This is a genomic window from Pseudomonas sp. GW821-FHT07B01 (assembly GCF_059419065.1).
Map to the genome: position 1 here is coordinate 17,484 of NZ_JBWKRA010000034.1, position 23,546 is coordinate 41,029.

Sequence of the window (23,546 nt, forward strand, 5' to 3'; positions counted from 1 at the left end):
AACCAGTGTGGGAGCTGGCTTGCCTGCGATAGCGGTGGTTCAGTTGAAGATTCAGTGACTGACACACCGCCTTCGCGGGCAAGCCCCCTCCCACATTGGGTCAGGAATCAGAGTGCGTCGCGCAACCGATACCACAACATCCCCAACGCCAGCAGTGGCGAGCGCAGCGCCTTGCCACCGGGAAAGGTCATGTGCGGCACCTGGCTGAAAATATCCAGGCCCTGGCTTGCACCCGCGTGTATCCCTTCGGCCAGCAACCGTGCGCACCAGTGCGTCACGTTCAAGCCGTGACCGGAATAGCCTTGCGCATAGAACACGTTGGGGTACTGCTTGAGGCGCCCGACCTGGGGAAAACGGTTGGCAGTAATGCCGATCTTGCCGCCCCACTGGAACTCGATAGCCGTGTTGGCCAACTGCGGGAACACCTTGAGCATTTTCGGGCGCATGTACGCGGCGATGTCCTGGGGGTCGCGCCCCGAGTAGTGGCAGGCACCACCGAACAACAGGCGCCGGTCGGCGGTCAGCCGGTAGTAATCCAGGCCGACTTTCTGGTCGCACAGCGCCAGGTTCTGTGGGATCAACTGCTGGGCCACGGGCTCAGGCAGAGGCTCGGTGGCGATGATGTAGCTGCCCGCCGGCAGTACCTTGCCGCTCAAGCGCGGCTCCAGCTCCTCAAGATGGGCATTGCATGCCAGCACCAGGTTGGCTGCGCGCACGCTGCCGCCTGTGCAGCGCACCCGCACCGTCTCGCCATGGATCAGCTCCAGCACCGGGCTGTACTCAAAGATACGCACCCCGAGGGCCTCGGCCGCCTGCGCTTCACCCAATATCAGGTTGAGCGGGTGCAGATGCCCGGAACCCATGTCGACCAGGCCGCCGGCATACATAGCAGAGCCCACCACCTGTGCCATGTCTTGTGGGCCGACCAGCCGCGTTTCATGGGCATACCCCACGGCCGCCAGGTGCGCCTGTTCGCCCTTGAACGCCGCGAACTGCGCCGGAGTATTGGCGAGTTCGCAAAAGCCCCAGCGCAGGTCACAGTCGATGCCGTGCTCGGCAATGCGCTGGCCCACCAGGGCGACCGAGTCGATACCGGCCCGCTCCATATAGCGCACGCCCTCCTCGCCCACGTATTTGGCAAACCCGGAGACATCATGGCCAATGCCACGGATCAATTGCCCACCGTTGCGCCCGCTGGCGCCCCAACCGATGCAGCGCGCTTCCAGCAGCACCACCGAAAGCCCGCGCTGGGCCAGTTCAATGGCGGTGTTGACCCCGGTGAAACCGCCGCCGATCACACACACATCGGCGCTCAGGTCTGCCTCAAGTGCGGGCCGCTGCACCATGGCATTCGCCGAAGCGCGGTAATAGGACGGGGCATGTTCATTGGACTGCATCATCGGTTGGACTTCACTTTGCTCCAGGCGCGGGTCATCACGCGCATGGTCGCCGGGGTAGGCGTGGTGGAGATATAGAGTTTGTCGAGTACGTCCTGGGGCGGGTACACCTCAGGATTGTTCACCAGCTCCGCAGGCATGAACGGCTTGGCGGCCGGGTTGGCGTTGGCATAGCCCACCGAGGTGCTGACCTTGGCAATCACCTCAGGCTCAAGCAGGTCGTTGATGAACGCATGGGCTTCTTTAGGGTTGCTCGCATCGGCCGGAATCGCCAACAGGTCGAACCACAGGTTAGAGCCTTCCTTGGGGATCGAGTACGCAATGTTCACCCCGTTCTTGGCTTCCTTGGCGCGGTTGGCGGCCTGGAACACATCGCCGGAATAACCGAAGGCCACGCAGATATTGCCGTTGGCCAGGTCCGAGATGTACTTGGAAGAGTGGAAATAGGTGATGTACGGCCGCAGCGTCAGCAGCTTGGCTTCGGCCTGCTTGTAGTCCTCGGCATTCTCGCTGCGTGGGTCCTTGCCCATGTAGTTGAGGATCGCCGGGAACAGCTCATCCGCTGAATCGAGGAAGGCCACGCCGCACTCATGCAGCTTCTTGATATTTTCCGGTTCAAACAGCACGGCCCACGAGTCGATGCGGTCGATGCCCAGCACTTGCTTGACCTTGTCGACGTTGTAGCCAATGCCATTGGTGCCCCACAGGTACGGCACCGAGTGCGCATTACCGGGGTCGTTCTGTTCCAGTAACTTCAGCAGCTTGGGGTCCAGGTTCTTGAAGTTGGGCAACTGCGCGCGGTCAAGCTTGAGGAACGCGCCGGCCTTCACCTGGCGCGCCAGGAAGTGGTTGGACGGCACCACCACGTCATACCCGGTGCGCCCGGCCAGCAACTTGCCCTCCAGGGTTTCGTTGGAGTCGAACACATCGTAGATCACCTTGATGCCGGTCTTGGCCTGGAAATCCGCCAAGGTGGTCTCGCCAATGTAATCGGTCCAGTTGTAGACACTCACCGTCGGCGCCGCCTGACCGGCACCGCTGAACGCCGCGACCAGGGCCAGTGGAAGAAGCTTGTTCACAAGACGCATATCGTCACCCCTCTTATGCTTGTTTTCAGACGCTCAACAGCAGGAACTCACGCTCCCAGGAACTGATCACCCGCTTGAAATTCTCATGTTCGGCGCGCTTGACCGCGACGTAGCCGCGCACGAATTTTTCGCCCAGGTACTGCTTGACCGTGTCGCAATCCTCCATGCGCGCCAGCGCATCTTCGAGGGTGAACGGCAGGCGCAGGTTGCGGCGTTCATAGGCGCGGCCTTCCACCGGGGCACTGGGTTCGATGTGCTCGATCATGCCCAGGTAGCCACACAACAAGCTGGCAGCAATCGCCAGGTAAGGATTGGCATCGGCGCCCGGCAGGCGGTTTTCCACGCGCATCGCCTCCGGGCTGGAAGTGGGTACGCGCAGGCCGACGGTGCGGTTCTCTTCGCCCCATTCGACGTTGACCGGCGCCGAGGTGTCCGGCAAAAAACGCCGAAACGAGTTCACGTTGGGTGCAAACATCGGCAGCAGCTTGGGGATGTACTTCTGCAGGCCGCCGATGTGATGCAGGAACAACGGGCTCATGTTGCCGTCGGCATCGACGAACACCGGTTTGCCGGTGGCGATTTCGACCACGCTCTGGTGCAGGTGCATGGCGCTGCCGGGCTCGTCGGCCACCGGCTTGGCCATGAAGGTGGCGGCGACGTTGTGCTTGAGGGCGGCCTCGCGCAAGGTGCGCTTGAACACCGTGATCTGGTCGGCCAGGTCCAGGGCGTCGCCATGGCGAAAGTTGATTTCCATCTGCGCCGGGCCGTCTTCGTGGATCAGGGTGTCGAGGTCCAGGCCCTGGGCTTCGCACCAGTCATAGACATCTTCGAACAGCGGGTCGAATTCGTTGGCGGCATCGATGGAAAACGACTGGCGCCCGGTTTCGGCGCGGCCCGAGCGGCCGATGGGAGTTTTCAATGGCAGGTCCGGATCTTCGCAGCGCTGGGTCAGGTAGAACTCCATTTCCGGCGCGACAATCGGCTGCCAGCCTTGGTCGGTGTAGAGCTGCAGGACTTTCTTCAACACATTGCGCGGCGACAGTTCGATGGGGTTGCCCTGCTTGTCGAAGGTGTCGTGGATCACGATGGCGGTGGGCTCGATGGCCCACGGCACTACGTAAGTGGCGTTGGCGACCGGGCGGCAAATCATGTCGATATCGGCCGGGTCCAGCAGGTCGTAATAGATATCGTCGTCGACAAAGTCCCCGGTTACCGTTTGCAGCAACACACTTTCCGGCAGGCGCATGCCTCGCTCATGCAGGAACTTGTTGGTGGGTGCAATCTTGCCGCGTGCGATGCCAGTCAAGTCACTGATCACGCATTCGACTTCGGTAATCTTGTGTTCTTTCAGCCAGGTGGACAGCTGATCGAAGGGGGCGTTCATAAGGACCTCGTCTTGGGTGGGATGCGACGCCGGGTTGTACTCCCAGCGCATTGAGGTCTATCTTGGGCCAGCCTTGAAACGGCATCTATCCACTTTGCACGCGGCACAACGCACCAATAGAGTGCGCACGGATCACCATGACACAGGCAACCGCTTTGCGCGTACAGGCCTTCGCCACCGGCGATGTGGCCGCCCAATGCAGTGCGACACCCGGCTGGGTGCAGCAGTACCAGCAGATGTCCCCCGGGCATTTTGCCGGGCGGGTGCGCTACCTCGACCTGCACGGGGTGCAGGTGTACGAAGAGTGCATGAACACCCGGGTGGAGCAGCATTTCAACGCACCTGCCGGCGCCCTGGCGTTCTGTTTCGACGCCAGTGACAACGCGCTGTACCTGCTCAATGGCGAAAGCCGCAACACCTGGATCACCCCGGTCAACTACCGCGAAGTGGCCGTGGTGTTCGGCCCGCAGTTCGTCCAGCGCCAGGGCCTGGATATAGCCAAACTCGAAGGCTTGTTCATGGCACCGCTGACCTGTCGGCAAAATGCGCTGTTCACTCGCTGGCTGAGCGGCACCCTTACGCGCCTGTCGGCACTGACCGACCCCATCAGCCGCGATGCCCTCACCCAGCAACTGCTCGACGACTGCCTGTTTATCCTCGACAACGCCTGCGTGTGCCTGGACGGCAGTTCACTGCAAAAGCGCAGCGAAGAACGCCAATTGATGGCGCGCATCGGCGAATGGGCGGCGGATGCGCCGGATGAAACCGCCAACCTGTTGGAACTGGCGCAGATTGCGGGGGTGCCGTTGCGCCAATTGCAGCAAGGGTTCAAGACCTACACAGGGATGAGCCCGGCGCAGTGGTTGCGGTTGCGCCGCTTGAACGGGGCGCGGCGGGAGTTACTGAGCACGACCGACACCACGGTGGCCGAGGTCGCGATGAATTGGTCGTTCTGGCATTTGGGGCGGTTTTCAAACAGCTACCGGGCGCTTTTTCAGGAGCTGCCCAGCGAAACCCTGAAACGCTCCAGCTGAAAAAACACCCTTGACCTTGTGGGAGGGACAGGCCAAACCGTCCCTCCCTTGAACCTCAATCAGGGCTGCGCTTTCAAAAAGGTGGAGATCAGTTGATTGACCTGCTCCGCCGCCTCCAGCTGCACCATATGCCCCTGCCCCGGCAATACATGCACCTGAGCCTGCAGCCCTTGGGCGTGGCTTGCCGGGATGATCGCATCGTCACTGCCCCAGATCACCAGGCTCGGCTGGCGGCCCACCTCGCTGCGAAGATCCAGCATCTGCCGCCCGCCATCGAACAGCTTGTGATCGAGCTGGCGCAACGCTTGATCCACCCCTTCCAGGCGCTTGAATTTGAGCATGTCCTCCAGCATCTGCCGCGTCACCAACGCAGGGTTACTGAACAGTTGAGTCAATGGCGGCTTGAGCGCGTTACGGTTGTTGGCTTCGACAAAACCTCGCAGGTAATCGCCGTTGATATCGGCACCCAGACCGGCGCTGGCGATCAAGGTGATGGAGGCGATACGTGCAGGCGCCAGGCTGGCGACGGTGAGGGTCACCAGCCCACCCATGGAGTGGCCGGCCAAATGCACACGGTCGAGCGCGAGATGGTCGAGCAATGCCAGTACGGCGTGACTGAGTTCGGCAGCGTCTCCCGTTTGCAGAGACTTGCCCGACTCCCCGTGGCCTGGAAGGTCCAGGGCAATCACCCGGCGTTCGGCGGCCAGGGCCGGTTGATTGAACAGCCAGTTGTTCAGATCGCCCCCGAAGCCGTGCACCAACACCAGCGGCGTGCCGCCCTCGCCCATGTCCAGATAACGCAGCAAGCGCCCGCCTACCTCGACTTTTTGTGCGCTGGGGCCGGCCTCTTCGGCTTCGGCGGCACTGGAGACGAACCCGGCGTTGAAGCTTTCGATCACGCTATCGATCTGAGCCTCTGTCGCCTCGCCCTCCACCACAATTCCCAGTAGAGCGCCCACCGGCAGGGTTTCATCACTGAGCGCCAGTACCCGACGCAGCACGCCGCTAAAAGGCGCCTCGACACTGCTGGAGATCTTGTCGGTCTCCACGTCCAGCACTTCCTCGCCCTTTTCCACTCGGTCGCCGGGTTGTTTGAGCCAGACATCGATGCGGCCCTCGGTCATCGACAGGCCCCATTTGGGCATGGTCAGGGTATGAATCATGCGGCGGTCCTCTTGTCGGCGATCTTCATCACGGCGGCCTCGATCTTCGCGGCGTTGGGGATGTACAGGTCTTCCAGTGCATCGGAAAACGGCACCGGGGTGTGCGGCGCGGTGACCATCTCGATGGGAGCGCGCAGGAAAGCGAACCCCCGCTGGGCCACCAGGGCACTGATGTCGGTGGCGACCGAGCAGCGTGGGTTGGATTCGTCGATCACCACCAGGCGCCCGGTTTTCTCGACGCTTTCAAGGATGCTGTCTTCATCCAGCGGGCTGGTGGTGCGCAGGTCCAGCACTTCACAATCAATGCCTTGACGCGCCAGGTTGGCCGCAGCCTCCAGGGCGATATGCAGCATGCGGCCGTAGGTCACCAGCGTCACATCCTTGCCCTCACGCACAAAGTTGGCTTCGCCAAACGGGACCGTGTACAGCTCTTGCGGTACGTCGCCCTGCATGCCGTAGAGCATTTTGTGCTCAAGGAAAATCACCGGGTCATTGTCGCGGATTGCCTGGATCAACATGCCCTTGGCGTCGTAGGGCGTGGCCGGGCATACCACCTTGAGGCCGGGGATATGCGTCCACATGGAGGTGAGCATTTGCGAATGCTGGGCAGCCGCCCGCAAACCGGCGCCGTACATAGCACGGATCACCAGCGGTGTAGTGGTTTTGCCACCGAACATATAGCGGAACTTGGCAGCCTGGTTGAGCAACTGGTCCAGGCAGCAGCCGATGAAGTCGACGAACATCAATTCGCACACTGGGCGCATGCCACGGGTAGCGGCGCCCACCGCCATGCCCACGTAGCCGACCTCAGACAACGGTGCGTCCAGCACGCGCCCGGGAAATTGCGGGTGCAAGCCCTTGGTCACGCCAAGCACGCCGCCCCATGCGTCCTGCTCACCGGGGGAACCGGTGCCACCGGCCACATCCTGACCGATGATGAATACGCTCTGGTCACGGCCCATCTCTTGAGCCAAGGCCTCATTGATCGCCTGCTGATAGCTGATTTTACGAGCCATTAGATTCTCTCCACGTCTTGTTTTTATAGGGTTGGTATCAGCGGTAGGCCACGTAAACGTCGCTTAGCAGGTCGGCGGCCTGGGGTTTGGGATCGGTTTTGGCCAGGCGTACGGCGTCTTCGATCAATTGCGCCACTTCACCGTCGATGCGCTCGAACTGCGCTGCATCCAGCCAGCCTTCGGCATGGCAGCGCTGACGGAACAAGGCCAGGCAATCGGCGTTTTCACGCAGGTTTTTCACTTCGTCAGCGCCGCGATAGGTTTGCGCATCGCCCTCGAAGTGCCCATAGAAACGGCTGAGCTTGACCTCGACCAGCGTTGGCCCGTCGCCTTGGCGCGCCCGCTCCACAGCAACGCCGAGCGCTTCATGCACCGCGAAAAAATCATTGCCGTCGACGATCACCCCCGGCATACCAAACCCGGCGGCGCGCTCGGCGATGTCTTTGCAGGCCACCGACCAACCGGCGCCAGTGGCCTCGGCATAACCGTTGTTTTCGGCGACAAACAGACACGGCAGCTGCATGATCGACGCCAGGTTCATCGCTTCGAACACGGCACCTTCGTTGGAGCCACCGTCGCCAAAAAACGCCACTGCCACGCCCTGGCTCCCCTTGAGCTTGGCAGCCAGCGCAGCCCCCGCGGCCAACGGTGCGCCGGCACCGACAATGCCGTTGGCGCCGAGCATGCCTTTCTCTTGGTCGGCGATGTGCATGGAGCCGCCCTTGCCGCCGCACACGCCGGTTTTCTTGCCATAGATTTCGGCCATCATGCCGAACACGTCGACGCCCTTGGCGATGCAGTGTCCGTGGCCGCGGTGGTTGGACGCGATGCAATCATCATCATTGAGGTGCGCCATGACGCCAGCGGCGCAGGCTTCCTGACCGGCATACAGGTGAACGAAACCGGGGATCTCGCCGGTGGCGAACTCCACATGCAGGCGTTCTTCGAAATCGCGGATGGTGCGCATCACGGTGTAGGCATGCAGTAACTGATCGGTGCACAGGTGGGTGGACATCTTGTTGTTCTCCAGGTTGTCTCGACGCACAAAAAACTGGCTGCGGCCAGTGCCAAGCTGTTCAGCACAGCTTGTGCCAACCGTCGAGAAAACCTGGCAAAGCCTTGATCCAGAGCCGTGCCACACAGCGATGCCCAGGCAAGTGGTCGACTAAATGTGAGACGCAACCACGCAGTTCGACCCTTGAGTCTCAGCGGCATGAGACGCAGCGTCTCAATGCAGGCGTTGGTCAGGGTGCCCTTGTCCGTCGGCGCACATGCGCGCTTAATGACGCGCATAACAACAAAGCTTGAGAACCGGAGGCTTTATGCTCGCCATGAACTCCAGGGAGCATGTCGACTGTGTCAGTCGCGTGGTCCGCAATGCCGAGCGCCTGCCCCAGGCGCCCGTGCCGTCGCTGATCTTCGATTCGTGGCGGCGGTCCATGGAGCAACACCGCCTGGACCCCGGCTCCCTGCAAGGTCCACGTATCCTCAGCGAACCCTTGCTCAAGGAATGCCGCGAGCGCGCCGAGCTGTTCATGCGCATCGCCGGCGAAGAAGTCGCACAGTTGCACCATCGCGTGCGCCATGCCGACTACTGCGTGATGCTCACCGACGCTCAGGGCCAGACCATCGATCACCGTGTCGATGCGAACATTCGTACCGACTGCCGCAAGGCCGGCCTTTACCTGGGCACCTGCTGGTCGGAAGCCGAGGAAGGCACCTGCGGCGTGGCCACGGTGCTGACCAGTAAAACAGCGGTGACGGTGCACAAGCGTGATCACTTTCGCGCAGCGTTTATCGGCCTGACGTGTTCCGCCGCGCCCATCTTCGACCCGCAGGGCCACCTGTTGGGTGTGCTGGATGTCTCGGCGCTCAAGTCGCCGGATGACCGCGGCAGCCAGCACCTGATACGGCAGATGGTGGCGCAGAGCGCCCAGGCCATCGAAAACGCTTTTTTCATGCACAGCGCCCGGCAGCACTGGGTGTTACAAGCCCATAGCACTCCAGGCTTTGTCGACAGCCAACCCGACCTGCTGCTGGCCTGGGACCAGGACGGACGTCTGCACGCCTTGAACAGCAAGGCGCGTCAAGCCCTGCGCTTGCGCTTTGGCCAGCTGCCTGAGCATATCGGCGAAGTGTTCGACGTGGATGCATTGCGCGCAGCCACTGATCAGTCAACCCGGCAGTTGCACTGGCGGGGCAAGCCCGACGCGGTACACGTGAGGGTCAATGCACCCCGACGCTCCTCGGTTCGGGCGCTGCCAGAGACTCAAGTCGACCCGCGGATCCAGGAGCACCTGCGCTTGGCTGCGCGGGTCAAGGACCGCAACCTGCCCGTGCTGGTGCAAGGTGAAACCGGCGTCGGCAAAGAAGTCTTCGCCCGCCAGTTGCACGAGCACAGCGCGCGCCGGGACGGGCCGTTTGTGGCGGTGAACTGCGCGGCGATTCCCGAAAGTCTGATAGAAAGCGAGCTGTTCGGCTATTCCCCCGGTGCCTTCACCGGAGCCTCCAGCAAAGGCATGAGCGGGCTGCTACTGCAAGCCGACGGCGGTACGTTGTTCCTCGACGAAATCGGCGATATGCCGCTGGCGTTGCAGACACGGTTGCTGCGGGTGCTGGCCGAGGGTGAAGTCGCGCCGTTGGGCGCAGCGAAAACCCGCGTGGTGAACATTCAGGTGATCTGCGCCAGCCACCGCGATTTGGCGGCGCTGGTCAGCGCGGGCCGATTCCGTGAAGACCTGTACTTTCGCCTGGGTTGTGCGCGCTTCTGCCTGCCGCCGTTGCGCGAACGCACCGATAAGCTGGCCCTGATCAATCGGCTGTTGGAGCAAGAGGGGCGTAACAGTGGCGTGTCGTTGGGCATCGGCCAGGCCGCACTGCAATTGCTGCTGGGTTATGCGTGGCCGGGCAATGTGCGGCAACTGCGGCATGTGCTGGCGTACGCCTGTGCGGTGTGCGAAGGCACTACGCTGCAAGTGGCGGATTTGCCGATTGATATCCGGGGCGAGCAGCCTCAAGGGCTGGCCGAACAGAGCGCCAGCCCCGAGCGTCAAATGGTTCTGGATGCGTTGATTCGCCATCGCTGGAAACCCTCACCTGCAGCACAGGCCCTGGGGATTTCAAGGGCAACCCTGTACCGACGCGTGAACCAGCTGGGTATTGATATGCCCGGCAAAACCCACTGATACAAGGGGTCGACTCCCACGCAGGCGAGTCGACCCACGCTGTCAGCGGTAGACCAGGCCACCGTCGATCAACGGCGCCTGCCCGGTCATATAGTCTGCGTCCGGGCCTGCCAGAAATGCCACAAACCCCGCCACATCCTCCGGCGTTTGCGCACGGCCCAAGGCAATCCCATCCACGTACTGCTTGTAGGTTGCCCCCACCTGCGCCCCGGTAATCTCGGCCATGCGCTTGTCGATCTCAACCCACATATCGGTGCCCACCACACCGGGGCAATAGGCGTTTACCGTGATCCCCGCGCTCGCCAGTTCCTTGGCCGCCGCCTGGGTCAAGGCGCGCACCGCGAATTTGCTCGCCGAGTAGACTCCTAACAACGCAAAGCCTTCATGCCCTGCGATTGAACAAGCATTGATGATCTTGCCCTTGTGCTTGAGCGCCTTGAATTTGTTGGCGGCCGCCTGGATCCCCCACAGCACGCCCTTGACGTTGATATCCAGGGTGCGCTCGACCTGCTGCGGGCTGACATCGAGCAATGAGTCGATCTGCGCCACTCCGGCGTTATTGACGATGATGTCGAAACCGCCCAGCGTCTGGTGGGCATGCTCTACCGCAGCCGTCACCTGTTCGCGCCTGGATACATCAGCGATGAACACAGAGGCTTTGCGGCCGGTGGCGACGATTTCGGCGGCCACGGCGTTGAGCTTGGCGCCGTCAATGTCCACCAACGCGACATCGGCGCCGTCCTGTGCAAGGCGCATGGCAATAGCCCGGCCTATGCCCTGCCCGGCGCCGGTGACCAGCGCGACTTTACCTGCGATACCCATGACAATCTCCTGAAACGATGAGGGGAGCCTTGTCTATCGCAAGCCGGCGCCTGGCTGTCGAGACGCAACGGGATCGGCATCGGAGCTGAGACGGGTTGTCTCGCCGTGCGAACCTTGCGCGAAAGCTTGTAAAAGCCCGCACTTATGCCTAGCTTAGGCGCCCCCCGCCCAGCGCTTTAAGGCCTTGCCCCATGGTTTTGCGTTTTCGCCCCGTCGTCACTTCACGTTTCGCCCTCGGCCTGTTGCTCAGTGGCGGCATCGGCAGCAGCCTGGCCGCCGAGATCGAGTTGCCGACGGTAAAGGTCCAGGGCCAGGATGAGTCGGGCTACCGCAGTGAAACCGCGTCGGTGGGCGGCTTTGATGAAGCGCCGCTGTTGGACACCCCCGCCTCGATCACCGTGATCAACGCCGCGCTGATCAAGGACCAGCAGGCACGCTTGCTCAGTGAAGTGCTGCGCAACGATGCCTCAGTGGGCGACAGTTACGCGCCCATCGGTTATTACGAGAATTTCGTGGTGCGTGGCTTTTCGCTGAACGCGGCCAGCAGTTACAAGATCAATGGGCGCACCATCACCGGCGAGCAGAACGTCGCGCTGGAGAACAAGCAGCAGGTGGAAGTGCTCAAGGGCCTGGCGGGTTTGCAGAGCGGCATTTCCGAGCCCAGCGGGGTGATCAACTACGTGACCAAACGCCCCCAGGATGTGCGCTCGGTGACGGTGTCCACCGATGATCGCGGCAGCGGTTATATCGCCACCGATGTCGGCGGCTGGTTTGGCAGCGAGCAGCAGTTCGGCCTGCGTGCCAACGTCGCCCATGAAGACCTCAATTCCTATGTGGAACACGCCAACGGCCAGCGCGATTTCGTGTCCCTGGCCTTTGACTGGAACATCAGCCCCGACGCCGTGCTGCAACTGGACGCCGAATACCAGAACAAGCAACAGCGTTCGGTACCGGGGAATCAACTGCTGGGGGGCACCGAAGTGCCCCACGGTGCTTCACCGAAGAAGCTGTTGGGGCACCAGACGGGCGGCAAGCAGGTCGGGATTGATTCGCTGAACCTCAACGGCAAGTTCGAGTACCGTTTCAGCGATCAGTGGAAAGGCAGTGTCAGCGCGGCGCGTAGCAAGGTGGTGATTGATGACTACAGCTCGTTTGCCTGGGGTTGCTATGGTTCGGCCAGTTGCAGTGCCGCCAGCGTGCCGAACTACTTCAGCCCCGAAGGCAATTACGACGTCTACGACTACCGCAGCCCGGACGACACTCGCCGCGACGACGAAATCCAGGCGGCCATGACCGGCCTCTTCGACACTGCCGGCATCGGCCATGAACTGACCTTTGGCAGCAGCGCGTTTCGCCGAGTGATCGACAAACGCAAGTCGGTCAACGAATTCATCGGCACCGCCAATATCAACGAAGAGGTGCCGAGCTTTCCCCCGACCGACAAGCCCTTGAACGACAGCCACCGCAACCTCGACAGCCGCCAGTACGGGCTGTTCGTCACCGACCGCATCCGCTTCAACGAGCACTGGCAAACCATCCTCGGCGGCCGTGAAGTGCGCCTGGACGAAAAAGCCTTCGACAGCGTCACTGGCAACCAGACACGCCACACCCAACAGTACGTGTTCCTGCCCCAGGCCTCGTTGATCTACAAGCCAGTGGACAACGTTTCGCTGTACACCAGCTACAGCAAGGGCCTGTCCCTGGGCGGCACCGCGCCGTGGTTTGCAAACAATGCCGATGAAACACTCGCCCCCACCGTCTCGCGCCAGATCGAAGCCGGAGTGAAATACGACTGGCGCCGTATCAGCTTCGCCGCCGCTGTGTTCCAGACGCGCCAGGCTTACCAATACGCCAAGCCCGAAGGTGGCACGTTCAACTACGTGCAGCAGGGCCAGCAAAAAAACACCGGCATTGAATTGTCCGCCAACGGCTGGGCCACCGACCGTCTGCAGATCGCCACCAGCGTGGCCGCGATCCGAGCGCGGGTGAGCGGCAGCGGCACGCAGGAATACGAAGGCCATCAGGCGATCAACGTGCCCAAGCTGCGCGCCAGTCTTTACGCCGACTACGCCCTGCCCTGGGTCAACGGCCTGGCGGTATTGGGCGGCGTGCAATACAGCGCCAAGAAGTCCGCCAATCGCACCGGCAACGTGGAAGTGGGCGACTACGCGGTGGTCAACGTCGGTAGCCGCTACACCACCAAGGTCGATGGCTACGAGACCGTGTTTCGCCTGAGCGTCGATAACCTGTTCGACAAGCGCTACTGGCGCGACGCCGGCGAATACATGGGCGATGACTACCTGTTCCAGGGCGCACCGCTGACGGCGCGCCTGAGTGCTTCAGTGAATTTCTGAACCCCCGACTCTGTGGCGAGGGAGCTTGCTCCCGCTGGGGTGCGAAGCGCCCCCCAAAATCCGGCTCCAGCTTCGCTGTCGAGCGGGAGCAAGCTCCCTCGCCACAAAAAACGGCTACTCTCCGATCGTTACTTGGGCATCTTGCGAAAGCCCACCGCCAGGCGGTTCCAGCTGTTGATGGTGGCGATGGCGACGCTCAGGTCCACTTGTTCCTGGGGGCTGAACTGCGCAGCCAGGGCGTTGAAGTCTTCGTCGGGGGCGTGGGTGTGGCTGAGCAGCGTCAGGCTTTCGGCCCAGGCCAGCGCGGCGCGTTCACGTGGGGTGAAAAATGGCGTTTCACGCCAGGCCGACACGGTGTACAGGCGCCGTTCGGTCTCGCCGCCCTTGCGCGCATCGGCGGTGTGCATGTCGAGGCAGAACGCGCAGCCGTTGATCTGCGATACGCGCAAGCGCACCAGTTCCAGCAGTGGCAGTTCGATGGAGAGTTTGCCCACCGCCGCTTCCAGGGCGAGCATGGCTTTCATGGCGTCCGGGGAGGCGGTATAGAAATCGGTACGGGTTTGCATGGTGAATCTCCAGAACGTTGGGATAGGTGCGCAGAGTAGTCAGCGCAGCGTTCTGGAGAAATAGCCAATCCGGGCGAAGAACAGGTGACCAATCTACAGGCCGCGGTTCCTCAGCCACTGGATGAAGCCCTTCTTGACCGGTACCACGGGCGCGTCTTCGGTCAGGGCCTGGGCGGCATGGCGGCGGAAATCCAGGAGCGCCTTCATGGCTTCGCCGATATCATGCCGTGCGTCCAGGCACGGCTTGAGGTATTCATTTTCAATGCGGTAGAGCGTGCAGTAGGTCTTGGCCGAAAAATCCGCCAGCGCCGCCTGGTCGGAGAGGATGCCGGACTCACCGATCACCTCACCAGGGCCCATGCGCCCAGCCTCGAACTTGTGCCCGTCCTTGATCAACAGCACCGAGACCACGCCGGACTCGATGATGAACAGGTGATCGCTGACCTCCCCCGCCGCCAGGATCATCTCACCGGCGCGGTAGGTGTGCAGGGTCATGTTCTGGCTGAAGGTGTCTTTTTCTTCCTGGCGCAAGGTCGAGAAGATCGACGAGCGCTCCAGCAAGGCGCGGGCGCCAGACACCGCAGGCGGCGTGCTGCCTTCGGTGGCGGACAACAGCCCCACGCCCGCCGCCTGCAAATGCCGGTAGGCCAGGTCGTAAAGCTGGTTGCGGGTTTCGCGCTTGAGGCCCATGGCCGGCACAAAGCCGCTGATCTCATATTCCACGCCACTGCCGGTGGACGCTTTGAACGCGACGCTGGGCGCCGGCTGGGCCAGCAACGGCCGGCAGCCCTGCATCGCACGCTCCAGCGCTTCGATCACGGTTTGCGGGCGCGCATGGGGGCTGACTTGCAGGCTGACCGCCAGGCCGAACATGTCCGCCGGACGCGAGAAGTTGATGATCTTGGCCTTGGCCGCCAGGGAGTTGGGGATCACCGCCAGGCTGCCCTGAGAGGTTTGCAGGCGCGTGGCGCGCCAGTCGATATCGGTGACACGGCCTTCGGTGCCGTCGATGGAGATCCAGTCATCGATCTGGTAAGGCTTGGTGGTATTGAGGACGATCCCGGAAAACACATCGCTCAGGGTGCTTTGCAAGGCCAGGCCGACGATGATCGCCACCGCGCCGGAGGTGGCCAATACGCCCTTGACCGGCAGGTCGAGCACATAGGCCATGGCGGCGATGATCGCGATCAGGAAAATCACCGCGCCCATCAGGTCCTGCAACAAACGCCCGGTATGGCCGACCCGCTGCATCATCACCGCGCCGAGCAACACCGTGAGGGTGCGCGCGGCGAACAACCACCAGCCGATCTGCAGCGCCGTGGCGGCCAGGTGCAAGGTGGTGTCATCGGCATAGGGCGCCGCTTGCATGGGGTTCATGCCGTCGTTGAACAACACGGCACTGAATACCGCGAAAATCACCAGCCGCGCTGCGAGTTTCCAGTTAGCCAGGTTGGGGGAAATAAGGCGCCACACGGCGATGTCGATCAGGATCAACGCCATGGCGCACAACATCGGGTGATCAGCGATAAATGAGGGCATCCAGGCGACTCCAGGGCGAATGCCGAGAAGATCGCATGAAATCAGAAACCTGGAAACAAAATGTAGGAGCTGGCTTGCCTGCGATGCAAACACCGCGGTGTATCAGCTACACCAGGGTGATGCTATCGCAGGCAAGCCAGCTCCCACAGGAGGTGGCGGTGAACCGTCAGGCGTGCATTTGCCCGAATTTGCCCGACTGGAAGTCGGCAAATGCCTGGTGAATCTCCTGCTCGGTGTTCATCACGAACGGACCGTGGCCGACGATGGGCTCGTCGATGGGTTCGCCGCTGAGCAGCAGCACCTTGGCGTCGTCGTTGGACTCCAGGGTCAGTTGCTTACCGTCGCGCTCGAACAGCGCCAATTGCCCCTGGCGTGCGACCTCCTCGCCATTGATCAACAACGTGCCGCTGAGCACCACCAAGGCGGTGTTACGCCCGGCGTGCAGGTCCAGCGTGACCGGTTTACCGGCGTTGAGGCGCAAGTCCCATACGTCTATCGGCGTGAAGGTGCGGGCCGGGCCTTGAGTACCGGCAAATTCCCCGGCAATCAGGCGCAGGTGGCCGGCGTCGTTTGCCAATGGCAGCACCGGAATGTCGCCATCGACGATGGTCTGGTAACCGGCATCCGCCATTTTATCCTTGGCCGGCAGGTTGACCCACAGTTGCACCATCTCCAGTGCGCCGCCACTACGGGCGAAGTCTTGGGAGTGAAACTCTTCGTGCAGGATCCCTTTGGCTGCGGTCATCCATTGCACATCGCCCGGGCCGATTTTGCCGCCGGCACCGGTAGAATCGCGGTGCTCGACTTCGCCGTCGTAGACGATGGTCACGGTTTCAAAACCGCGATGCGGGTGCTGGCCGACGCCGCGGCGTTGTTCAGTCGGGGTGAATTCGGCTGGACCTGCGTGATCCAGCAACAGGAATGGGCTGATGTGCTTGCCCATGGTGTCGTAGGAAAACAGCGTGCGTACCGGAAAGCCGTCGCCGACCCAGTGGGCGCGGGGGCTGGTGTAGATACCAATCAGCTTTTTCATGGTGTACCTCCAAAGTGAGTACACCTTAAATCGCCTCACCCTTGAGCACTAGCCGGTAAAAATGGCCCTGATCGTTCTATATATAGGACAGCGTTTTAACCTGGCGTTGGCGCAGCAGTTGAAAGGCAACCAGTGCCGACAGTGCAAACCCGGCCTGGATAATGATCATCGGCGCGGCACTGCCATCGCGTAACTGGCTCAGCAACAACCCGCTGCACGTGGCGCCGAACATCTGTGCAAATCCCATGAGCCCGGCGGCTAAACCTGCACGGTGCGCATTGGGCATCACGGCCCCGGTAACGGAACCGGGCAGCACCAGGCCGCCGCCGAGCGTGACCAGGGCGATGGGAATATCCAGCCCTACTACCGACAACCCGAACACCAGGTAAATCGCCAGGGCTGCCACCCCGCCCACCGCCACCATCGTCACACCCATCGCCACAATGCGCTGCGGCCCCAAGCGCTGAATGTTACGCCGGGTATAAGTGGAGCCGACGATCAGCATCGACACAATCAGCCCGAAGTTGAGCCCGTACTCAAGGCTGCTGAACCCCAGCAGATTGATAAACACCGCCGATGAACCCGCGATCACCGCAAACATCGCGCCATAGGTACACGCCAGGGCCACCGCGTAAGCACGGTACTGGCGCCCCTTGAGCAGATCCAGATACTGCCCGCCGAGGGTGCGCCAGTGTGCGGCCCTGGGATCGAGGTGATGATTGCTCTCGCGAAAGAACAGCAGCGCCAGCAATAACACCAGGCTGCCGATCACCAACGCCAGGGCGATGGGCGCACGCCACCCCAGTAATTTGATCAGCAAGCCCCCTGCTATCGGCGCAACGACGATGGCATACAACATGCCGATCATCGTCAGCGCCAGGGCCGGGCCTGCCTCGGCTTTCCACACATCGCGCACCACGGTGCGCGCTAGTACCAGCGCGGCGCACGCGCCCAGGCCTTGCAACACCCGAGCGGCGATAAACTGCTGGATGTCGGTGACCAGCAGCATCGCCAGCGTCGCCACTACGTAGAGCGCCAGGCCCCCGATCAAGACTGGCCGCCGGCCGATGCGATCCGACAGCGGCCCGAACAGTAGCTGCCCCAGGCCAAACGCAGCAACGAACGCCGACAGCGCCATCAGTGCCGAGCCTTGCGGCGCCTGCAGCGCGTGCTCGATGGCACCCAGGCCGGGGATGATCAGTTGCGTCGAGACTTCACCCAATGCGGTGAGGGCAACCAGCAAGAACAGCAAGCTGCGTGAGGGTGCCGGGGCGTTTGCCATGGGGAATATCCGGGGGCTGGATTAATTTATATTTCGACCATAATATGAACAAAAAATTATGTCCATAATTTTTTGCCCTATGGTCACCCTGGAGTTCGTCATGCCCCCTCTCCCCCTGCGCCTTCTCACGCCCCTGGCTCTGCTGGTGGTCCTCAGTGGTTGTAACAGCAAGGCCGACAGCGCCGCCCAGGCGCCCACATCGCGCCCGGTGCTGGCCGTCAAGGTCGAAGCAGCCGGCACCCAGCAAAGCGCTTATACCGGCGTGGTGGCGGCACGCACTGAAAGTGACCTGGGCTTTCGGGTCAGCGGCAAGGTGATCGAGCGCAAGGTCGACCCCGGCCAGCACGTCTCCCGTGGTGACACCCTGTTGGTGCTGGACATCGGCGACTTCGAACTGGCGCTGCGCTCGGCCAAGAACCGCGTCAACGCCGCCCAGGCCCAACTGCGCCAGCGCCGTGACGATGAAAACCGTTACCAGCGCCTGGCCAGCACCGGCGCGGTGTCGCGGCAGATCTTCGACCAGTCGGCCACCAACCTGCGCGTCGCCCAGGCCGAACTGGCCGCGGCGCAATCGGACGCCAGCCAGATCGAAAACCGTCGCACTTATTCGGTCCTCAAGGCCGATGGCGACGGCATCATCACCGACGTGCTGGCCGATCGCGGCCAAGTGGTGGCCGAAGGGCAAATCGTGGCGCGCCTGGCCCATGACGGCGCCCGCGAAGCCATCGTCAACCTGCCGGAGAACCGGCGTGACCTGGCCGCGCAAAAAGCCCTGGCGTTTCCCTTTGGCGCAGCGGACCAGGCCGTGACCGCCACCCTGCGCGAACTGTCCGCCAGCGCCGACCCGGTCACCCGCACCTACCGCGCACGTTACGTGCTGCAGGGTTCGGTCGAGCGTTTCGCCCTCGGTTCCACCATCACCGTGCGCCTGCAAGGCAACGGCCAGCCCCTGCAAACCCGCGTGCCGATTGGCGCCTTGCAGGATGCGGGGCAAGGCACGGGCGTATGGCTGATTGGCGATGATCAAAAGATCAGCTTTGCCCCGGTGAAGGTCGCCAGCCTCGGCCAGGAAGACGCCTTGCTCGACAGCGGCGTAACACCCGGCCAAACCATCGTCGCCCTCGGCGCTCACCTGTTGCACAGCGGCGACACGGTGCGCTTGCTGCCCGCCCAGGCCCTGGCCCTCAACCGTAAGCAGGATCAATGAGTATGCGCGGGATCAACCTCTCCGAACTGGCCGTCAAGCACCGCGCCGTCACCTTGTTCTTGCTGATTGCGATCCTCGTTGCCGGGGTCTTCGCGTTCGGCAAGCTGGGGCGCGCAGAAGACCCTTCGTTTACCGTCAAGGTCATGACCATCACCGCCGCCTGGCCCGGCGCCACCGCCCAGGAGATGCAGGAGCAAGTAGCCGACCGCCTGGAAAAGCGCCTGCAGGAACTGGACTACTACGATCGCGTCGAGACCATCGCCCAGCCAGGCTTTGTGTCGATGCGCATGACCTTCCTGGAGTCCACGCGCCCGAGCGAGATTCAGGAGCTGTTCTACCAGACCCGCAAAAAACTCAGCGACGAAGCCACGCGCCTGCCCAAGGGCGTGATCGGGCCGTTTTTCAACGATGAATATTCCGACGTGTACTTTGCGCTGTACGCCCTGGAAGCCGAACACCTGCCCCACCGTCAACAGGTGCAAATGGCCGAGGAACTGCGCCAGGGTTTGCTCAACCTGCCGGGGGTGAAGAAGGTCAATATCCTTGGCGAGCAGGCCCAGCGCGTGTTTGTGGAGTTTTCCTATGAACGCCTGGCAACCCTGGGCATCAAGCCCGAACAGATCTTCGCCGCCCTCGCCGCACAAAACGCCGTGGCGCCCTCAGGCTTCGTCGAAACGGCGGGCGCCCGCGCTTATATCCGCATCGACGGCGCGTTCGACAGCCTGGCCTTGATCGAGAACGTGCCCCTGCAAGTCAATGGCCGCGTATTGCGCATCGCCGATGTGGCCACCGTGAGCCGCGGTTATGAAGACCCGCCCAGTTATCGCATCCGCCATCAGGGCGACCCGGCGTTGATGCTGGGCGTGATCATGGAGAAGCACTGGAACGGCCTGGAATTGGACAAGAGCCTGCAAGCCGAAGAAGCGCGGATCCAGGCCGACCTGCCCCTGGGCGTGAATTTCGCCAAGGTCTCCGACCAGGCGAAAAACATCAGCCTGGCGGTGAATGAGTTCATGCTCAAATTCTTCGTCGCCCTGGCCGTGGTGATGCTGATCAGCCTGCTGGCCCTGGGCTTTCGCGTGGGGCTGGTGGTGGCGGCGGCTGTGCCGCTTACGCTGTCGATCGTGTTCGTGATCATGCTGGTCACCGGCCGTGAATTCGACCGCGTGACCCTCGGCGCATTGATTATCTCCCTGGGCCTGTTGGTGGACGACGCGATCATTGCCATCGAGATGATGGTGGTCAAACTCGAAGAAGGCTTTGACCGCATCCACGCGGCCACCTACGCCTGGAGCTCAACAGCGGCGCCGATGCTGACCGGCACCCTGGTCACCATCATCGGTTTTCTGCCGGTTGGGTTTGCGCGTTCCGGGGCGGGTGAATACGCCGGCAATATCTTCTGGATCGTGGGTTTCGCCCTGATTTCATCCTGGCTAGTGGCCGTGGTGTTCACGCCTTACCTGGGCGTGAAGTTGTTGCCGCAGATCAAGCCAGTGCCCGGCGGGCATGATGCGATTTATGCCGGGCGCTACTACCAGACACTGCGCAGCCTGGTGGAGGCCTGCGTGCGCGGGCGCTGGCTGGTGACCGGGCTGGTGGTGGCCGCGTTCGTGGTGTGCGGCCTGGGTATGGCGGTGGTGAAGAAACAGTTCTTCCCGGACTCCGACCGCTCGGAGCTGATTCTGGAAGTGTATATGCCACCCGGCAGCGCGTTCAAAAGCACCGAAGCCGTGGCGGCGCAGGTGGAGAAGGCGCTGTTGCAAGAGCCGCAGACCAGTATGGTCGACACCTATGTGGGCGGCGGTGCACCGCGGTTTTTCCTGTCGTTGAACCCTGAAATGCCGGACCCGGCGTTCGCCAAGTTGATCGTGCAAACCCCGGACTCTCACGCCCGCGACGCGCTGAAACTGCGGATGCGCGAGCGCATTGCGGCAGGCGAATTTCCGTCGGCGCGGGTACGGGTCACGCAGCTCGTCTTCGGCCCGCCGGTGCCGTTCCCGGTGGTGTTTCGCGTCTCCGGGCCGGACCTGAATGTGCTGCGCGGGCTGTCTGAAGACGTGCGTCAGGTCGTGGCCGGCAACACGCTGACCAGAGACACCTTCCTTGAATGGGGCGAGCGTGCCAGCGGATATCGCCTGGTGCTGGACCAGGATCGCTTGCGCTTGCTGGGTTTTACCCCCGACGAGGTCAAGTCCCAACTCAACGCCCTGCTCAGCGGCAACCCGATCACCGAAGTCCGCGAAGGCAACCGCACCGTCTCAGTGGTGGCCCGCGCCCAAGGCAGCCAACGCGAAGACCTGGCCAACCTCAACAACATGACGCTGACCAACAGCGCCGGTACGTCGGTGCCGCTGGCCCAGGTCGGGCATTTCCAGGCGGTAATGGAAGAGCCGATCCTCAAGCGCCGCGACCGCGCCACCACCGTGGAGGTACGCGCCGACATCATCGACGGCGTACAACCGCCCGATGTGGAAATGGCCGTGTACAAAGACCTGCAGCCACTGATCGCCAAACTGCCCAGCGGGTACAAAATCGACATCGGCGGGCCGGTTGAGGAAAGCGCCAAGGCCAACGTGGCCCTGGCGGCGCTGTTTCCGATCATGATCCTGCTGACCCTCACGGTGATCATGTTCCAGGTGCGCTCGTTCGGCGTGATGTTCATGGTGTTCGCTACCGCGCCTTTGGGCCTGATTGGTGCAGTGCCGACTTTGTTGCTGTTCAACCAGCCGTTCGGCTTCAACGCGATCCTGGGCCTGATTGGCATCGGCGGCATTCTGATGCGCAATACGCTGATCTTCACCGACCAGATCCGCCAGAACCAGGACCACGGCATGGCAATTCGCGAGGCCATCATCGAAGCCACGGTGCGGCGCGCGCGGCCGGTGATCCTTACGGCACTGGCGGCGGCGTTGGCGTTTATTCCGTTGACGTTGTCTGTGTTCTGGTCGTCGCTGGCTTATGTGCTGATTGGCGGTGTGCTGGTGGGCACGGTGTTGACGCTGTTGTTTCTGCCGGCGCTGTGCAGCCTGGTACTGCGCGACAAGGTTGCTGAAACGTCCCACGTAACTGCCGGATAAGCTCTACTCCCCTCCGCTTTCCACCGCTGCAAAGTCCCTCGACTGATCAAACAGTGCGAGGGATTGCAGATGGTTTTTCCTGTTAGTGCCTTGGTTACCTGGCCGCCCCTCGTGGGGAGCCGCTGCGGATGACCCAAGCAGCCAAAATTACCTTTATCGAACACGAGCTGGATGGTTTCCATCAGAGCCTGGTGGAGTACCGCCAGCAGATGGGCGCCTGGTATTCGCGTGCGCTGGATACGGTCAGTCATGCAGCGGACATGCCTTCGTTGCTGGGTATGGATCGGGTGTTGCGGGTTGGGGATGCACAGCAGTCGGTCGGTCTTGGCGATGCGGACTTTTCCACCGTGGCCCGCTGTCCGGCAGGGGGTGTGCTGAAGATCCAGAGCAGGTTCGAGTCAGCGTACGACGTGGCGATCGGCAATATTCCGGTTGAAGTGATCGGGCTGGATGACGGCAGCTCCAGGGTCATCCTGCTCGACGAGCACGGCGACGGTTTCCACGAATGCGCCGCCGGCGGGCGCTATCAGGTAAGGGTTCAGAGCGGTGTTTCAGCGCAGCAAGTCGATGCCTTGTTTGCTTCCTATGCCGGGCTGACTGCGGATCTGGAGCAATGGCTGCGCGAGCAGTGGCAAGGCTTCAAGCCGCATTGGCAGCAATCCCCGGCCAGCGCAATAGGCAACGGCGTGCTCGCCGGCAGTTGGGCAGCGATCCGTGACGTGTGGGACAGCATCAAGCAGGTGCAGGCGATTCTTGAAGACCCGCTCAAGTACGTCGAGCACCTGGGTAGCGAGGCGGCCAGGTTGGCGCAAATCGCCACCGATGCGCCCAAGGTCATGGAACAGGCGATGTTGCTGGCCAGTGATGAGGCGGCGCTGTACCTGTTACTGCGCACCGCCATGATCTGGCTGGAGGCGTTACCGCCTAGTGAAGTTGCGCAAGCGGCCGCCGGTTTTATGGTATCGCTGCTGATTGACCTGGTGATTGGCGTGGTGTTGACCATCGCGCTGCCGGCAGCGGGCGTGGCGTATTTGAGTATGCGCCTGGTCAAGTACGGCGCAGGGATTCTTCAGTCAGCCGTGGGTTTCGTGACCGGTGTGCTGACGATCCTCACAACGTTCATGCGGGCGGTGGACCGCTACAAAGCGGTGGCGGTTCGCGGGGTGGTGGGAGGGCTGAAGCAAGGCACGGTGCAGATGCGCTGGCGGGCGCGACAGAACGCGGTGCTGACGCAGAAAGAGCGTGTGGATGATGTGCCGGCGGTGGCGTCGAATCCGAAGGGCGATGCGGCGGCGCCTGCGGATAAAACGGTCACCCATGGTTGCCCGGTGTCGATGGTTACCGGTGAGGAATTGCTCACCCTTACTGACGGCGCGCTGGATGGGATCTTGCCGTTTGA

Annotated in this window: 16 protein-coding genes and 1 pseudogene; 6 read left to right on the forward strand and 11 right to left on the reverse strand. The window is 62.3% G+C overall.

Annotated features, from left to right (window positions below):
- Positions 1-107 precede the first annotated feature (107 nt).
- The 3 genes from AC07S6_RS25550 to AC07S6_RS25560 are packed head-to-tail and all read right to left on the reverse strand — an operon-like array spanning position 108 to position 3,869.
- Positions 108-1,400 (reverse strand): NAD(P)/FAD-dependent oxidoreductase, encoded by a 1,293-nt coding sequence (locus AC07S6_RS25550; protein WP_495113299.1) that lies wholly within the window; start codon positions 1,398-1,400, stop codon positions 108-110.
- Positions 1,397-2,485 carry a polyamine ABC transporter substrate-binding protein gene (locus AC07S6_RS25555; RefSeq protein ID WP_034125776.1) on the reverse strand — a complete coding sequence of 363 codons (1,089 nt, stop codon included), beginning with the start codon at positions 2,483-2,485 and terminating at the stop codon, positions 1,397-1,399. Before AC07S6_RS25555 ends, AC07S6_RS25550 begins: the two co-directional genes overlap by 4 nt.
- A gap of 25 nt (positions 2,486-2,510) precedes the next feature.
- On the reverse strand, positions 2,511-3,869 hold the full coding sequence (locus AC07S6_RS25560) for a glutamine synthetase family protein (protein WP_014718136.1): 1,359 nt from the start codon (positions 3,867-3,869) through the stop codon (positions 2,511-2,513).
- A gap of 137 nt (positions 3,870-4,006) precedes the next feature.
- Between AC07S6_RS25560 and AC07S6_RS25565 the strand changes: the two genes are divergently transcribed.
- Positions 4,007-4,903, forward strand: a complete 897-nt coding sequence (locus AC07S6_RS25565) for a helix-turn-helix domain-containing protein (RefSeq protein ID WP_236279414.1) — start codon at positions 4,007-4,009, stop codon at positions 4,901-4,903.
- Between the two features lie 59 nt (positions 4,904-4,962).
- Here the strand turns inward: AC07S6_RS25565 and AC07S6_RS25570 are convergent, their stop codons facing one another.
- From AC07S6_RS25570 to AC07S6_RS25580, 3 genes are read right to left on the reverse strand one after another with little or no spacing between them, the layout of a single operon-like run.
- Positions 4,963-6,066, reverse strand: a complete 1,104-nt coding sequence (locus tag AC07S6_RS25570; RefSeq protein ID WP_072434440.1) for an acetoin dehydrogenase dihydrolipoyllysine-residue acetyltransferase subunit — start codon at positions 6,064-6,066, stop codon at positions 4,963-4,965.
- A complete protein-coding gene (locus AC07S6_RS25575; protein WP_003190665.1) occupies positions 6,063-7,082 on the reverse strand; it encodes an alpha-ketoacid dehydrogenase subunit beta in 1,020 nt (339 codons plus the stop codon). Before AC07S6_RS25575 ends, AC07S6_RS25570 begins: the two co-directional genes overlap by 4 nt.
- 37 nt (positions 7,083-7,119) lie before the next feature.
- Positions 7,120-8,097, reverse strand: a complete 978-nt coding sequence (locus AC07S6_RS25580) for a thiamine pyrophosphate-dependent dehydrogenase E1 component subunit alpha (protein WP_003190663.1) — start codon at positions 8,095-8,097, stop codon at positions 7,120-7,122.
- 307 nt (positions 8,098-8,404) lie between these two features.
- On the opposite strand from AC07S6_RS25580, the gene AC07S6_RS25585 reads away from it, so the two are divergent.
- Complete coding sequence (locus AC07S6_RS25585) at positions 8,405-10,267, forward strand: sigma-54-dependent Fis family transcriptional regulator (RefSeq protein ID WP_495113300.1); 1,863 nt, start codon at positions 8,405-8,407, stop codon at positions 10,265-10,267.
- 42 nt (positions 10,268-10,309) lie between these two features.
- Here the strand turns inward: AC07S6_RS25585 and AC07S6_RS25590 are convergent, their stop codons facing one another.
- Positions 10,310-11,089 (reverse strand): acetoin reductase, encoded by a 780-nt coding sequence (locus tag AC07S6_RS25590; RefSeq protein ID WP_003190660.1) that lies wholly within the window; start codon positions 11,087-11,089, stop codon positions 10,310-10,312.
- Positions 11,090-11,280: 191 nt separating this feature from the next.
- Here AC07S6_RS25590 and AC07S6_RS25595 point away from each other — a divergent pair, with 191 nt between their 5' ends.
- Entirely contained in the window at positions 11,281-13,443 is a 2,163-nt protein-coding gene (locus tag AC07S6_RS25595) for a TonB-dependent siderophore receptor (protein WP_495113301.1), read from the forward strand.
- A gap of 128 nt (positions 13,444-13,571) precedes the next feature.
- Here the strand turns inward: AC07S6_RS25595 and AC07S6_RS25600 are convergent, their stop codons facing one another.
- The 4 genes from AC07S6_RS25600 to AC07S6_RS25615 all read right to left on the reverse strand — a co-directional run bounded on the left by AC07S6_RS25600 (position 13,572) and on the right by AC07S6_RS25615 (position 17,863).
- Entirely contained in the window at positions 13,572-14,009 is a 438-nt protein-coding gene (locus tag AC07S6_RS25600) for a carboxymuconolactone decarboxylase family protein (RefSeq protein WP_034125784.1), read from the reverse strand.
- A gap of 93 nt (positions 14,010-14,102) precedes the next feature.
- Positions 14,103-15,548 (reverse strand): mechanosensitive ion channel domain-containing protein, encoded by a 1,446-nt coding sequence (locus AC07S6_RS25605; protein WP_314544271.1) that lies wholly within the window; start codon positions 15,546-15,548, stop codon positions 14,103-14,105.
- Positions 15,549-15,714: 166 nt separating this feature from the next.
- A complete protein-coding gene (locus AC07S6_RS25610) occupies positions 15,715-16,581 on the reverse strand; it encodes a pirin family protein (RefSeq protein WP_495113302.1) in 867 nt (288 codons plus the stop codon).
- Between the two features lie 76 nt (positions 16,582-16,657).
- Positions 16,658-17,863 carry a multidrug effflux MFS transporter gene (locus AC07S6_RS25615; protein ID WP_495113303.1) on the reverse strand — a complete coding sequence of 402 codons (1,206 nt, stop codon included), beginning with the start codon at positions 17,861-17,863 and terminating at the stop codon, positions 16,658-16,660.
- A gap of 100 nt (positions 17,864-17,963) precedes the next feature.
- On the opposite strand from AC07S6_RS25615, the gene AC07S6_RS25620 reads away from it, so the two are divergent.
- From AC07S6_RS25620 to AC07S6_RS25630, 3 genes and pseudogenes are all read left to right on the forward strand, one after another.
- On the forward strand, positions 17,964-19,070 hold the full coding sequence (locus tag AC07S6_RS25620) for an efflux RND transporter periplasmic adaptor subunit (RefSeq protein ID WP_181125005.1): 1,107 nt from the start codon (positions 17,964-17,966) through the stop codon (positions 19,068-19,070).
- A gap of 2 nt (positions 19,071-19,072) precedes the next feature.
- Positions 19,073-22,147 carry an efflux RND transporter permease subunit gene (locus AC07S6_RS25625; protein ID WP_463389202.1) on the forward strand — a complete coding sequence of 1,025 codons (3,075 nt, stop codon included), beginning with the start codon at positions 19,073-19,075 and terminating at the stop codon, positions 22,145-22,147.
- 128 nt (positions 22,148-22,275) lie between these two features.
- Positions 22,276-23,546 (forward strand): annotated as a pseudogene (locus AC07S6_RS25630) (type IV secretion protein Rhs); the annotation flags it as partial.

What these genes read in the sequence shown, in the direction of transcription:
- AC07S6_RS25550 (WP_495113299.1), bottom strand. Translation starts at nt 1,400, where the DNA reads ATGATGCAGTCCAATGAACATGCCCCGTCCTATTACCGCGCTTCGGCG.
- AC07S6_RS25555 (WP_034125776.1), bottom strand. Translation starts at nt 2,485, where the DNA reads ATGCGTCTTGTGAACAAGCTTCTTCCACTGGCCCTGGTCGCGGCGTTC.
- AC07S6_RS25560 (WP_014718136.1), bottom strand. Translation starts at nt 3,869, where the DNA reads ATGAACGCCCCCTTCGATCAGCTGTCCACCTGGCTGAAAGAACACAAG.
- AC07S6_RS25565 (WP_236279414.1), top strand. Translation starts at nt 4,007, where the DNA reads ATGACACAGGCAACCGCTTTGCGCGTACAGGCCTTCGCCACCGGCGAT.
- AC07S6_RS25570 (WP_072434440.1), bottom strand. Translation starts at nt 6,066, where the DNA reads ATGATTCATACCCTGACCATGCCCAAATGGGGCCTGTCGATGACCGAG.
- AC07S6_RS25575 (WP_003190665.1), bottom strand. Translation starts at nt 7,082, where the DNA reads ATGGCTCGTAAAATCAGCTATCAGCAGGCGATCAATGAGGCCTTGGCT.
- AC07S6_RS25580 (WP_003190663.1), bottom strand. Translation starts at nt 8,097, where the DNA reads ATGTCCACCCACCTGTGCACCGATCAGTTACTGCATGCCTACACCGTG.
- AC07S6_RS25585 (WP_495113300.1), top strand. Translation starts at nt 8,405, where the DNA reads ATGCTCGCCATGAACTCCAGGGAGCATGTCGACTGTGTCAGTCGCGTG.
- AC07S6_RS25590 (WP_003190660.1), bottom strand. Translation starts at nt 11,089, where the DNA reads ATGGGTATCGCAGGTAAAGTCGCGCTGGTCACCGGCGCCGGGCAGGGC.
- AC07S6_RS25595 (WP_495113301.1), top strand. Translation starts at nt 11,281, where the DNA reads ATGGTTTTGCGTTTTCGCCCCGTCGTCACTTCACGTTTCGCCCTCGGC.
- AC07S6_RS25600 (WP_034125784.1), bottom strand. Translation starts at nt 14,009, where the DNA reads ATGCAAACCCGTACCGATTTCTATACCGCCTCCCCGGACGCCATGAAA.
- AC07S6_RS25605 (WP_314544271.1), bottom strand. Translation starts at nt 15,548, where the DNA reads ATGCCCTCATTTATCGCTGATCACCCGATGTTGTGCGCCATGGCGTTG.
- AC07S6_RS25610 (WP_495113302.1), bottom strand. Translation starts at nt 16,581, where the DNA reads ATGAAAAAGCTGATTGGTATCTACACCAGCCCCCGCGCCCACTGGGTC.
- AC07S6_RS25615 (WP_495113303.1), bottom strand. Translation starts at nt 17,863, where the DNA reads ATGGCAAACGCCCCGGCACCCTCACGCAGCTTGCTGTTCTTGCTGGTT.
- AC07S6_RS25620 (WP_181125005.1), top strand. Translation starts at nt 17,964, where the DNA reads ATGCCCCCTCTCCCCCTGCGCCTTCTCACGCCCCTGGCTCTGCTGGTG.
- AC07S6_RS25625 (WP_463389202.1), top strand. Translation starts at nt 19,073, where the DNA reads ATGCGCGGGATCAACCTCTCCGAACTGGCCGTCAAGCACCGCGCCGTC.